The organism is Bathymodiolus platifrons methanotrophic gill symbiont (assembly GCF_002189065.1).
Classification (GTDB): Bacteria; Pseudomonadota; Gammaproteobacteria; order Methylococcales; family Methylomonadaceae; genus Methyloprofundus.
The window spans coordinates 1-12,190 of record NZ_BDMN01000121.1; the positions used below are offsets into that span (position 1 = coordinate 1).

The window sequence follows — 12,190 nt, forward strand, 5'->3', positions numbered from 1 at the left end:
TCACGAAATTCCGGGACTCCTGTCGCCATAATTCGTTCACCTACGCAGCGGATGGGAGATGCCCTGAACGCCCTGCGTCCGCAACGACTACGCACAAAAGCCGCTTCGTCATTACTACCTCACTGGCTGGACGGCTATTCGGAATGCAATTCTTGCTCCTCTCGCGTGCTGCTAGCACACGTCGAATCAGCGAATTGCCCTGTCGCCTATCAGGGACTAAAAATCACCACTTCGCTAAGCTCCGTTTCCATGATTTTCAGCGTAAGCACTAACTAATATTCTTATGCTTTAAAAACTAGGAAACTTCAGTTATTAGTTGTCAGTCCGTCATGGAGCTATAGGCGACTTTTAAATAACTCATCATTGACCATAGAGTTAAAATAGCCGCTATATACAACATAACCAAACCGAATAATTGCATCGATACGCCCACAAATTCCTCACTATACAATAAACAGCCAATGGCAATCATTTGAGCTGTTGTTTTCCATTTTCCAATTTGTGAAACTTTGACAGTCGCGTGCTGGCCCAATTGTGCCATCCATTCGCGCAGTGATGAAATTGTAATCTCTCTACCAATAATAATCGCAGCAGGTACTGTCATCCAGATACTGGACTCTACCTGCACTAATAAAACTAAAACAAAGGCAACCATAATCTTGTCAGCGACAGGATCTAAAAAAGCACCAAATGGAGTTTCCACGTGCATTTTTCTGGCTAAATAGCCATCTAACCAATCTGTAATTGCTGCTATAACAAAAATAGTTGTGCTTGCAATATTAGAATATTCCCAGGGTATATAGAAAAAAATGGCCAATATGGGAATTAACGCAATACGTGATAGCGTTAGCAAAGTGGGTATATTTAAATTATTCATCTTGATGATGGAATGTATCGTATATTCGTTGCGCTAATTGTCGGCTAATTCCATCTATACTGCAAAGTGCATCAACTCCCGCTCTGGAAATTCCTTGCATACCGCCAAATTGCTTTAATAAAATCTGTCGCCTTTTAGGCCCTAATCCTGCAATGGTTTCTAAAACCGATTCTTTCTTTGCTTTACCTCGACGGGCTCTATGCCCCGTAATAGCAAAACGATGCGCCTCATCTCTAATATGCTGGATTAGCAATAATCCACTCGCACCCGGTGTTACATCAATAGGTTGCTCCTGGCCAGGTAAAATCATTTTCTCCATACCGGCTTTTCTATCAGGACCTTTAGAAACGCCCACTATCATAACATTATTTACCTGTAATTCCGCTAATGCCTTTTCTGCTTCATTAACCTGACCTTTACCACCATCTATAAATAATATATCCGGAGCCTCATGCTCACCCTTTACCAAACGTTTAAAACGCCTTGAGACCGCCTGATAAATAGCCGCATAATCATCCCCTGGGGTGATGCCGGCGATATTAAAACGACGATAGGAAGATTTGACCGGTCCCTCACGATCAAATACCACACAGGATGCAACTGTATAATCACCTTGGGTATGACTGATATCAAAACATTCCAGACGTTTAGGGACTTCCTGACAACCCAGTTCCTCTTGCAAACTTAAAAAACGGGCATAAACACCCTGTTTATCGGAGAGCTTGGTCAGCAAGGCATTTTCAACATTGACGTTCGCCATTTGTAACCATTTAGCTCGATCACTGCGCACATGAGGGGAAATAGTCACTGCATGTCCTGCATGAGCAGCCAATACCTCAATTAACAAATCTGTTTCTTCGGGTTTATGGCTAACAATTAATTCATAAGGAATATTTTTATCCAGATAATATTGTGGAATAAATGCCTGCAGAATATTTTCCGGGGCATATTCATCCGTTATTTTAGGAAAAAAAGTTTTATTACCCAGGTTCTGTCCATTACGAATAAAAAAGATTTGCACGCAAGCAATACCTGCCTTAGTTGCACAGGCGACAATATCTACATCTCCACGTGTACCATGTACATAGTTTTTCTCTAAAATGGTGCGTAACTGACTAATCTGATCCCTGACAGTAGCCGCCCGTTCAAACTCTAAATCAGTCACCAACTTATCCATATTCTGCACTAGCTTATCGATCAACAAACTGCCCTTTCCCTCTAGGAATAGCCGGGTATTGTTAACATCTTCACGATAATCTTCCGGACTAATTAAGCCTACACACGGTGCAGTACAACGTTCTATTTGATGTTGCAGGCACGGTCTTGAGCGGTTTTTATAATATGAATCTTCACATTGCCGAACCGGAAATATTTTTTGTAACTGCTTTAAAGTTTCCCTTACTGCTCCTGCACTGGGATAAGGGCCATAATAATTGCCCTTTTTCTTTTTTGCGCCACGATGAGCAGTAATTTGCGGAAATTGTTGTTCAGAAGAGATATAAATAAAAGGATAGGATTTATCATCTCTTAAACAGATGTTATAACGTGGCTTATGCTTTTTTATCAGCTGGCTTTCTAGTAATAAAGCCTCGCCTTCTGTATGCGTTACTGTAACTTCTATACGCTTTATTTTTGCAACCATCACCTGTTGCTTCGGTGATGCCGCACCTTTTCTAAAATAGCTGGAGACTCTATTTTTTAGATTTTTCGCTTTGCCGATATAGACAATGGTGTCTTTATCATTGAGCATTTTATAAATGCCTGGCAAACGTGTCAGATTTTTTAAAAAATCTTCTATATCAAATTTCTGTTGATCAATCTCCGCTTGTTCAACTGTTGTCATTTAAATAACTCTTTCACAATTTATCAATGTTTTTATCATAAAGAGCAACCAGGACTTGAAAAATAACTATATCTATACTTCATTAGTATATTCTTGACCTTCAAAGTAGCAAAAAACGGCATCCTTCATTTCCCCGTTAACACTTTTTTCCCTGGGCGCGCGGGCAGCTTGCCCGCGTATAACTAATAATCGCGGGCAAGCTGCCCGCGCCCCCAACTCTTTAAAAATAGAAAAGTGTAAACTACTTTGGAGATAATATGAAAGGTACAAAAAAAACTACATGTTTTTAATAAAGATCTTCTACTTGCGGCAAACGCGTTAATAAGTCATCCCATTGAATAACTATATCATTCAGTACCGTAATCGCGGTTGCAGCAGATAATTCCACTATTTCAGGTTTTGTAAATTCTTTGTCTTTTAATAGATAAATTGTTAATACTCTATCTACAGGGTGAATCAGCCAATATTCACGCACACCATGTCGCTTATAAAGGTCGCGTTTTTTAATCTGGTCATGACTCGCCGTTGCTGGTGATAAAACTTCTAATACCCAGTCAGGCGCACCACGTACACCTCTACGATCTAATTTATTAGTATCGCATACGACTAAAACATCAGGCTGGACAACTGTATCCGTTTGTTCATCAGGTTCATTAGTCTTTGGCAACCTGACATCTACTGGCGCCATAAAAACTCTACATTTTTTCCCCACTAGAGCATTCGCAATTTGCCTAAAAATTTCTCCTGCAACGTCTTGATGCTCTAAGCTAGGCGCAGGTGCTATAAAATATGCTTCACCATCAATCAACTCATAGTTATTCTCTGTCCATTGGAGATAATCAGCATAAGTATGATATGCAGAATCTTTTAATGCTAAGCCCATTGTTTGCTCCCTATGACAATTGCTATCCTAATTCTAGCTGTTTTTCCAAAACTGGATATAATTATTATGTTTCATTATTTAACCTAGAAAAATCAGTTAAACGCGAGTTTATAGTGCAAGGCATTGCTTTTACAGTGCTTTAAAAAAATCTTAACTTCACCCATAGATTAAGCGGGCACAATTTGAAGTGCTGTGGAATCAATAACTTGTGCTAGAAACCGTGGGCAACTGACTTTCCTAGGTTTAAGCAAGCATTTTAATGCTACTGCCACTTCTTGACCCAGTAACCTCAATCCGTTGTGCCATTTGCTCTTTCAACTCGGAAACATGAGAAATAATCCCAATAGTTCGCCCAGTGGATTGCAGATCAATTAAAGTATTGATGGCCAACTGCAATGAATCCTGATCCAGACTACCAAAACCCTCATCGATAAACAGAGTATCTAGCTGTATTCCACCGGAACGTTCTTGAACAACATCAGACAATCCCAACGCCAATGCAAGAGATGCCATAAATGATTCACCACCCGATAACGTCGCTACAGGCCTGGCTTTCCCAGTATAAGCATCATCAATGGCTAAATCTAAACCTGCTGTTGTATTTCTTTTTTGATGCTCTTCATTTTGACGAATAAGCCGGTATTGCCCTTTACTCATAATATGTAACCGTTCACTCGCAATACTGAGTACTTGATCTAATATATTCCCCAGTACAAATCGTTCCAGACTTACGCGGACATTCCCTCTACCTGACGCTGCTTTTGATAAAGTTCCGACAACTTCATACTGCTTTTTTATATCAGCTTGCTGGTTTTCAATCTGTTTAACTTTTTTGCGTGTATCGCTTAACTTTGTTAAATATTGGCTGGATTCTGACCACATTATCTCTGCTAAAGTAAACGCTTTATTTAACTCATCACATTGCTGTTGTAGTATTTCTAAATCAGGCCGCTGTTTATCTTTTAACTGTTCGCCCAGTAAACCCAATTCAGCCTGTAATGCTTTGACTGACTCTTCATGTGTTTTAACCTTATTCCTAAGTACTTCAAGCTCGTCATCAGCCAGCTGAGCGTTAGCAAAGTCTGCTTGAGTAGAAAAATCACTATTCATTAATGCTTGTTCCCATAGCTTTGCTTGAGAATCCTGACGCTTATTTAAGTCATCCAGATTATTATTCAAAGCCTTAAGCTTTGACTCTATAGAAGATTGATTAGTTAGCGAATCAGTCTGCTCTTTATTAGCAGCTAACTGCCTGATTTCTATATCTGTAATTTTTTGACCAATCTGGCTAAGTGACTTTTCAATAGCCTTGTTACTTCTAAACTCCTCCGGTAATAATTTATTGGCATTATCCAGCTCACTTTTTGCCGTGGCTTTCAGAGAACTTAATTCAGGTATTTTAGCTTCAATTACTTTAATCTCATTAGCGATTGGTGAGCGCTTATTTTCTTTCTCAAACTGCTGTTTTTTCGCTTTGATTAATAGCTGCTCCTTAATCTCAATTGCTTTTAATTTTTTATCTAAGGTTTTATAGTCTGCCTCAACCTCGGCAATTGATTTATTAGCATCTTCCGCTAATGCTAGCGTCAGTTTATTAACATCATTTTCTTTATCGCTAACAGAGTGCAAATACCCTTGTACAAGGCCTTTGCTGGCATTCATCTTGTTGAGTTGTTGTGCTTGTAATTCCCTAACCTGATCAACTGTTTCTTGATTGATATCTAATGAACCTTCCAGGAAACCAGCTGGGTTAGGATGCTCAAGACTACCACAGACAGAACAAGGTTGTTTTTCTTCTAACTTTGCTGCTAATACCGCAGCCTGATTAGAAAACCAGTGCATTTCTCTTCGATTTGCTTGCTTTTCCGCTTCTTGATAAGCAAGTTCAGTTAACTCAAATCTATCCTTTTCTTTTTGGTAAGACTTATTAATCGTCAGCAAATCAGCCTGGGCGGTTTCTAGCTCCTTACGTTTATCAAAAACTCCTTTAGCCATTATTTTTTGTTCGACACATGCCGCCTTATTAAGGCTTGCCTTTGCCAATGCTTCAACCTCAGACTGTAATGCATCTAGGTCTTTTGTAATAGCTACCGCCTGTGACTCTAATACTATTTTTTGATCAATCGCCTGTTTATAATGATTATCAGCCAATACCGAAGCATCTTTTAAGGATTGGTAAGTCACTAACTTTTCCTGATATCCCTTAAGCCTCGTTTCTTCCCCTTTAAGTCTATCGCGTTGTTTATACTTTACCTCTGCCTGCTCTACTAATTCCTTTGCCTTGCTAAGCCGGGCTACAGCATTTTCTTTATCTATTTCGGTTTTAGCAATAGCTGCTTGTTTATCTTTAATATCTTTTAGTAGCGTTTGAAGCACTAGCCACTTAGGTGCAATAGACGCTGCTTTTTCAGCCCGTTCAATACTCGCTTTATTAGTATTTATTGCATCAGTTTTTTGCAGATAAGCCTCTAGGTCTTGCTGTTTGTTATGCCGAGTAGCAAACGGTTTACTCAATGCAGCTGCTGATTCAAGTGCGATAACGGCTTGTTGTTTTTTGCCAGCAGATTTATCTTTTTCTTTTAGCTTTAGTTCTAACAAACTAACGGCTTCTTCGATTACTTTATCCAGCACTTCATTATCTGCAACATTGACATCAGAATAAGCTTCAGCTTTCCTATCTTCAAAACTATGATTCTGCTTTTCGATAGCCCCAGCCTTATCTTTAAGCAATTGTTCTATGCGTTTATAGATTTCCGTTTGAAACAAGGTCGATAAAATCACTTGTCTATCATCTGATTTAGCTAATAATAACTCCCGGAATTTTCCTTGTGGTAACACCATGACCTGTAAAAATTGCTCAGGTGTCAGTCCTATAATCTGCTCAATTGTGGCATCCGCATCCCGGGTCTTTTTGGCAACTAAGGTTTTTTCCTCACCATCATCAAGTACACGACATAAATGCGCGGTGGGCTTTTGTTCTGTTTCACCATCCCCCCGCTTAGCCGGACGCATTTGAGTTGGCACTCTAGTAATACGGTATTTATCCCCTCTAATACTGAATTCTAATGATAACTCAGTCAGCCTATCGGCTGGCGCATGATCACAGCGCAAACCTAACTCTTTACGATCTGAATCGGTTGTTTCACCATATAAAGCATAACAAATGGCATGCAGAATAGATGACTTCCCTGCACCTGTTGGGCCATCAATTAAAAACAAGGCATTCTCACCTAAATTCGAAAATTCTATGGTTTCTTTATTTGCAAAAGGGCCAAACGCTTGTATTTCTAATAAATGGAGCTTCATGCTTTTTCCTCGACAACCCCTTTGGCTTCAGCAATAATATCTAACAACAAAGTATTTTGCTCTGTACTTAAATCATGGCCAATCACTTGCTCGAAAAAATCACTAAACACCTGTTGTTCCGTTCGTTTAAGACTGACATCTGCGATCAACTGACTGCCTTTAGATAAAATAAACTGAGTCCGCTCTAGCTGTAATGTCTTGGGGTAAACTTTTCTTAATTGCCCCAAAGGATCAAGAATATCCTGCTTATCCAGCAAGCGGATAAACATATAATCCTCATTATCCGGGTCAGTTTGACCCCGTTGCAGAATTTCCGTTAACAAACCTTCGATAACCCTTAAATTCTTTTTCGGTTTTAAGGGCAAATGCTGCGTAGCGACCAACCCCTTATCATCTAGTTCAACCAGGGTAATGCCTTTGTTTTGTTGATACTCAGAAAAAGAATACTTTAATAACGAACCTGAGTAACGAATATGTTCAGCCCCTTTGTATTGAGGCCCATGTAAGTGGCCTAAAGCCACATAAGAAAAATCTTCCAATGGTTGATAAGAAACCCGATCCGCCCCTCCAATTGATAACGGTCGTTCCGACTCAGACTCCTCAGCACCATCTATAAAACAATGACTGATTAATACCGCAGGCACATCAGCAACTCGTACTTGTTTAATTTGCTCTACCAAAAAAGTATGCGCTGCATCATAAGTAGCAACATCACAAGCAAATGCCTCTCTTACCACAACGGGATCATGATAAGGAATACCATAAAAATGCACCGGGCCTGTTGCCGTTTCTATCACAACAGGCGTAGTCACATCAGAGATACTATTTAAAATATGCAAGCCTGATTGGCGCATATGCCCGGCACCAAAACCCAATCGTTTAGCACTATCATGATTCCCCGAAATCATAATAATAGGCAGCTTTAATTCCGAACTAATTTCATCAAGAAAATGATCTAAAGCATCAACCGCATCCGCAGGAGGTACGGAGCGATCAAAAATATCACCCGCAATAACTAGTGCGTCCACTTTATGAACTTTTGCATAGTTTTTTATTTGCTTCAGTACATGTAACTGATCTTCCAGTAATGAGATATTCTGGAATAAACGGCCAATATGCCAATCTGAGGTATGGATAAATTATCATTGATAAATCCCCTGTTAATGGACCTCCTCTGAATAAGGCAAACAAAGAAAGCTTTAGTATACTTAAACATAAGTACCCAAGGTAAAATAATGGAACTAAAATAAGGCATCAATGTAGCGGACTAAAGTCCGCTCTACGTGCCTATTAACTTTACCAAGACATTTCCTAGAAAAGATTAAATCAATTTCTCCAAGATACTTAAGGCTCAATACAGCACATATCAACTAGGTAAAGTATTATCAAAACACCCAAAAATTACTGTCATTAGCTGTATTCAAGCATAAAAAAGCCCGTTAACTTTTAAGTTAACGGGCTTTTTCTTTTTATAAGTCTAGTTGACTTAAAAATCCAGGCTCTATGTGAAATACAGTGGGTAGTCGAATTTTAACTTACCACAAAGAAAGTAAATCATATTGATAAAATTATTAATATTACGATAACCTCTTGCTCGTCGTTTGGCCAGTTGGACCTTGCTATTAATTCCCTCAAGAATTCCAGATACACCAGCATTGTGTATTTCAGCTACTCAATAATTGGGAAACTTCAGCTTTTAAGTTAACGGGCTTTTTCTTTTTAATAAGTCTAGTTCACTTAAAAATCCATCAATTACTTCATCATTGCTTTATTAAGCATACGATCTAATTTTTGGTTTGTTTCTGCTGCAGAGTCTGCAGCACGGTTAGCCGCTGCTGCTGCGTTTGCTGCTGCTGCACCTGCATCACTTGCTGCGCTATCAGCTTTAGCTGAAATTGCTGCAGTTTGTGCTTGAAGACTATCTATATCAGATTGTAATGCTTCAAGATCACCTGTACTTGCACAACCTACCACTAAACTCGTACCTAAAACCAAAGCAGAAACTTTTAATAATTTAATCATTTGCATTATTCCTTAATAAATTAACACTAAAACCTAACTGTTACTGAACATAAAATAAAAAAGTACACTCAAAGCTTAGGCCAACAAAATACAATACTATAAATAAGTATTTATCTAATTTTATCCTGTTTTAAAAAGTTTGCCAAATTATTTTATTTGCACCTGCATTCCTTTATAAACCCACTGCGCAAGTTTATCTATTTGCTGGTTAGATAACGCAACACAACCATGTGTCCAATCAAAAACACCTTGTATTTTTTTATCTCCATTACCCACCCCATGAATTCCAATTTGTCCACCCAGGCCAGTATCTTGTGGCGGTAAAGTATTGTCACTATGCGCCTGGATAATTTGCTCATATTCTGAATAAGAAATTCGTTCATCGGACAATGCCAAACCAGCATCTGATAGTGATGGATAATTCAGTCCATAAAATGTTCTAAAATGACTATTAACATTAGTATAAGTAATGTTATAATCCTCTAGAGGGGTGATATCATCGCCCGACTTTTCCTTATGGCCTGCCCCTTGCCTACCGATAGAAATATTCTCAAAGTTTGCTAAAGTCTGGCTTCCTTGCTTAACCTGTATTAGTTTTTTCTGTGTATCGACCAATAACCAGATAGGATCTTGTCCCATAGCTAAAGAAGCAAAGAAAATTAATAATAAAAAAATGAAATATCGCATAAATGACTATAATGCTAAAATCCTAGGCTAAAATCCATCGTACAGGTTTAATATTATGCAAATAGAAACGGTTAAAACTCAAGCTTATTCTGACCAAAAACCAGGCACATCAGGTTTAAGAAAAAAAGTTAAAGTATTTCAACAAGCGCATTATCTAGCAAACTTCGTCCAGGCTATATTTTCCTCACTGGAAGAAAGTGACAATAAAACTTTAGTTATCGGTGGTGATGGGCGTTACTTTAATCGTGATGCAATACAAATTATCATTAAAATTGCTGCTGCGAATGGCTTTACAGACTTCATCATCGGCCAAGGCGGGCTTCTATCCACACCGGCAGCTTCACACCTGATCAGAAAATACCAGGCGCTAGGAGGTTTAATTCTTTCTGCCAGTCATAACCCTGGCGGTCCTGATGAAGATTTTGGTATTAAATATAATATCAGCAGTGGCGGTCCAGCCCCTGAAAATTATACCAATGCATTTTTTGACTATAGTAAAAATATAACCAGCTACCAAATTGCAGATATTGCAGATATAAACCTGGATAAAATCGGCGAACAAACCATAGATCAGCTCAATATTCGTATTATTGACCCTGTCGACGATTATGCTGAACTGATGGCCTCCTTATTTGATTTTAATTTTCTTAGACGAGTTATCAGTTCAGGTAAATTAAGCCTGCGCTTCGATGCAATGCACGCAATAACGGGTCCGTATGCCACACGTATTTTAGAAGATATTTTAGGCGCACCAGCTGGATCAGTCATCAATGCAATACCTCTGGAAGATTTTGGCGGACACCACCCAGATCCTAACCTGGCTCATGCAAAAGAACTTGCTGACTTAATGTTTAGTCCTGATGCGCCAGATTTTGCTGCGGCTTCTGATGGTGATGGCGATAGAAACATGATCTTAGGTAATAACATCTTTGTTACGCCCAGCGATAGCCTAGCCATTATCGCCGCAAATGCGCAACTTGCTCCTGGTTACGCTGCCGGCATAAGTGGTGTTGCTCGATCAATGCCCACCAGTCAGGCAGTTGACCGTGTCGCCAAAGCAATGAACCTACCCTGCTTTGAAACCCCCACAGGCTGGAAATTCTTCGGTAATTTATTAGATGCCGATAAAATCACCCTATGTGGTGAGGAGAGTTTTGGGACCGGCTCTAGTCATGTTCGTGAAAAAGATGGCTTATGGGCAGTTTTATTCTGGTTAAATATTCTTGCCAAAAAAGCACAACCAGTCAGCCAGATAGTTACTGAGCACTGGCAAAAATTTGGCCGTGACATCTATTGCCGCCATGATTATGAAGCTGTAGAAACTGATATTGCTAACGACATAATGGACCACCTGCGCGGGCAACTTTCAGCACTGGCTGGACAATCATTTGGCCCATACACAGTTCAATACGCCGATGAGTTTAGCTATACCGACCCTATTGATAATAGCGTCAGCGAACAACAAGGCATACGCATAGGTTTTACTGATGGGTCACGTATTATTTTTCGTTTATCTGGCACGGGTACTGTAGGTGCTACGCTACGTATCTATTTAGAAAAATATGAAGCAGATGCCAGCAAACATGATCAAGACCCTCAGGATGCGCTCGCAGAGCTAATAGAACTTGCGGAACAGTTTTGTGAAGTTAAAAAACGTACTGGACGTGTTGAACCTACTGTGATTACTTAATAGCCTTAATGACACCCGGCTAATTTATGGCAAAAAAACCGAGTTATAAAATAACTCGGTTTTTTTAACTATCTGGTTTAACTTAGGCCTAAATTGAGCCTCTTTCCATAGATGTATCGACTATTGCATCAACCTCTTCCTGGGTTAAATACTGAGCTTTGTACACGACACCTTCAGCCTCAATTTTACTGACAAACGATCTTAAGTGGTTACGCGAACCTTTTAGTAACTCCTCATAGACACTGATAATATCTTCATGGCTAGTTATATCAATAGCCACTTCAATATCATGCATATCAACCTCTTCAATAAACGCCCCGACATAAAGTGCATCCATATGCCAGGCGCGCCATGCTACCTCACAACATTCTGGGACTCCTGTCACCAACATTCATTCGCCTACGCAGCGAATGGGAGATGCCCTGGTCGCCCTGCGTCCGTCTCGACTACGCACAAAACCCTGCTCCGTTAAGACTACCTCAAATGGCTGGACGGCTATTCGGAATGCAATTCTTGCCTCCCTCGCGCGCTACTAGCGCACTTCGGATCAGCGAATTGCCCTGTCGCCTACCAGGGACTAAATATCATCACTCCGCTTAGGCTCCGTTTCCCTGATTTTATTAATCAAACCAATTTAGATAATATACCCGATAAATCCAGTATTATTGATGCTTTCTTTACCTTTGCCCAAGCTGAACAACAACGTGAAGCAAGAGAATTAATTAGTGCCGAAAGCCTGAATGAAGAAGCGGCTAAGCGCTATATAACAGCATCGTTAAAACGAGAATATGCCAGTGAAAATGGCACTGATCTAAATGCAATTCTGCCTAAAATGAGTCCGCTTAATCCACAATACTTAACTAAGAAACAAAGTGTGTTTCA

Annotated in this window: 10 protein-coding genes and 2 pseudogenes; 3 read left to right on the forward strand and 9 right to left on the reverse strand. The window is 39.7% G+C overall.

Annotated features, from left to right (window positions below; all coding sequences use genetic code 11):
• Positions 1–319: 319 nt before the first annotated feature.
• The 8 genes and pseudogenes from pgsA to CDZ78_RS07580 form a co-directional block, all read right to left on the reverse strand.
• A complete protein-coding gene (gene pgsA, locus CDZ78_RS07545) occupies positions 320–877 on the reverse strand; it encodes a CDP-diacylglycerol--glycerol-3-phosphate 3-phosphatidyltransferase (RefSeq protein WP_087869458.1) in 558 nt (185 codons plus the stop codon).
• Positions 870–2,720, reverse strand: a complete 1,851-nt coding sequence (gene uvrC, locus CDZ78_RS07550; RefSeq protein WP_087869459.1) for an excinuclease ABC subunit UvrC — start codon at positions 2,718–2,720, stop codon at positions 870–872. The genes pgsA and uvrC overlap by 8 nt, the downstream gene beginning before the upstream one ends.
• 286 nt (positions 2,721–3,006) lie before the next feature.
• Positions 3,007–3,603, reverse strand: coding sequence for a Uma2 family endonuclease (locus tag CDZ78_RS07555; protein WP_087869460.1), 597 nt, complete (start codon positions 3,601–3,603; stop codon positions 3,007–3,009).
• A gap of 243 nt (positions 3,604–3,846) precedes the next feature.
• Positions 3,847–6,909: an AAA family ATPase gene (locus tag CDZ78_RS07560; protein WP_087869461.1), complete on the reverse strand. Its 3,063-nt coding sequence runs from the start codon at positions 6,907–6,909 to the stop codon at positions 3,847–3,849.
• Positions 6,906–8,045 (reverse strand): exonuclease SbcCD subunit D, encoded by a 1,140-nt coding sequence (locus tag CDZ78_RS07565; protein WP_087869462.1) that lies wholly within the window; start codon positions 8,043–8,045, stop codon positions 6,906–6,908. Before CDZ78_RS07565 ends, CDZ78_RS07560 begins: the two co-directional genes overlap by 4 nt.
• A 365-nt stretch (positions 8,046–8,410) precedes the next feature.
• A pseudogene (locus CDZ78_RS07570) lies at positions 8,411–8,554 on the reverse strand (transposase); the annotation flags it as partial.
• 107 nt (positions 8,555–8,661) lie between these two features.
• Positions 8,662–8,931, reverse strand: a complete 270-nt coding sequence (locus tag CDZ78_RS07575; protein WP_087869463.1) for an Lpp/OprI family alanine-zipper lipoprotein — start codon at positions 8,929–8,931, stop codon at positions 8,662–8,664.
• A 147-nt stretch (positions 8,932–9,078) separates the two neighbouring features.
• Positions 9,079–9,618: a L,D-transpeptidase family protein gene (locus CDZ78_RS07580; RefSeq protein WP_087869464.1), complete on the reverse strand. Its 540-nt coding sequence runs from the start codon at positions 9,616–9,618 to the stop codon at positions 9,079–9,081.
• Positions 9,619–9,673: 55 nt separating this feature from the next.
• Between CDZ78_RS07580 and CDZ78_RS07585 the strand changes: the two genes are divergently transcribed.
• Positions 9,674–11,308 (forward strand): alpha-D-glucose phosphate-specific phosphoglucomutase, encoded by a 1,635-nt coding sequence (locus tag CDZ78_RS07585; protein ID WP_087869465.1) that lies wholly within the window; start codon positions 9,674–9,676, stop codon positions 11,306–11,308.
• Between the two features lie 88 nt (positions 11,309–11,396).
• On the opposite strand, the gene CDZ78_RS07590 is transcribed toward CDZ78_RS07585, so the two are convergent.
• A complete protein-coding gene (locus tag CDZ78_RS07590; protein ID WP_087869466.1) occupies positions 11,397–11,699 on the reverse strand; it encodes a DUF2202 domain-containing protein in 303 nt (100 codons plus the stop codon).
• Positions 11,700–11,718: 19 nt separating this feature from the next.
• On the opposite strand from CDZ78_RS07590, the gene CDZ78_RS23620 reads away from it, so the two are divergent.
• Both CDZ78_RS23620 and CDZ78_RS07595 read left to right on the forward strand, forming a co-directional pair.
• A complete protein-coding gene (locus tag CDZ78_RS23620) occupies positions 11,719–11,844 on the forward strand; it encodes a hypothetical protein (protein ID WP_263459175.1) in 126 nt (41 codons plus the stop codon).
• Between the two features lie 77 nt (positions 11,845–11,921).
• Positions 11,922–12,190: pseudogene (locus CDZ78_RS07595) on the forward strand (type I restriction endonuclease subunit R, EcoR124 family); the annotation flags it as partial.

Excerpts from the sequence above, each read along its gene's own strand:
- CDZ78_RS07575 (WP_087869463.1), bottom strand. The coding sequence starts at position 8,931 with ATGATTAAATTATTAAAAGTTTCTGCTTTGGTTTTAGGTACGAGTTTA.
- CDZ78_RS07580 (WP_087869464.1), bottom strand. The coding sequence starts at position 9,618 with ATGCGATATTTCATTTTTTTATTATTAATTTTCTTTGCTTCTTTAGCT.
- CDZ78_RS07585 (WP_087869465.1), top strand. The coding sequence starts at position 9,674 with ATGCAAATAGAAACGGTTAAAACTCAAGCTTATTCTGACCAAAAACCA.
- CDZ78_RS07555 (WP_087869460.1), bottom strand. The coding sequence starts at position 3,603 with ATGGGCTTAGCATTAAAAGATTCTGCATATCATACTTATGCTGATTAT.
- uvrC (WP_087869459.1), bottom strand. The coding sequence starts at position 2,720 with ATGACAACAGTTGAACAAGCGGAGATTGATCAACAGAAATTTGATATA.
- CDZ78_RS07560 (WP_087869461.1), bottom strand. The coding sequence starts at position 6,909 with ATGAAGCTCCATTTATTAGAAATACAAGCGTTTGGCCCTTTTGCAAAT.
- CDZ78_RS07590 (WP_087869466.1), bottom strand. The coding sequence starts at position 11,699 with ATGTTGGTGACAGGAGTCCCAGAATGTTGTGAGGTAGCATGGCGCGCC.
- pgsA (WP_087869458.1), bottom strand. The coding sequence starts at position 877 with ATGAATAATTTAAATATACCCACTTTGCTAACGCTATCACGTATTGCG.
- CDZ78_RS23620 (WP_263459175.1), top strand. The coding sequence starts at position 11,719 with ATGGGAGATGCCCTGGTCGCCCTGCGTCCGTCTCGACTACGCACAAAA.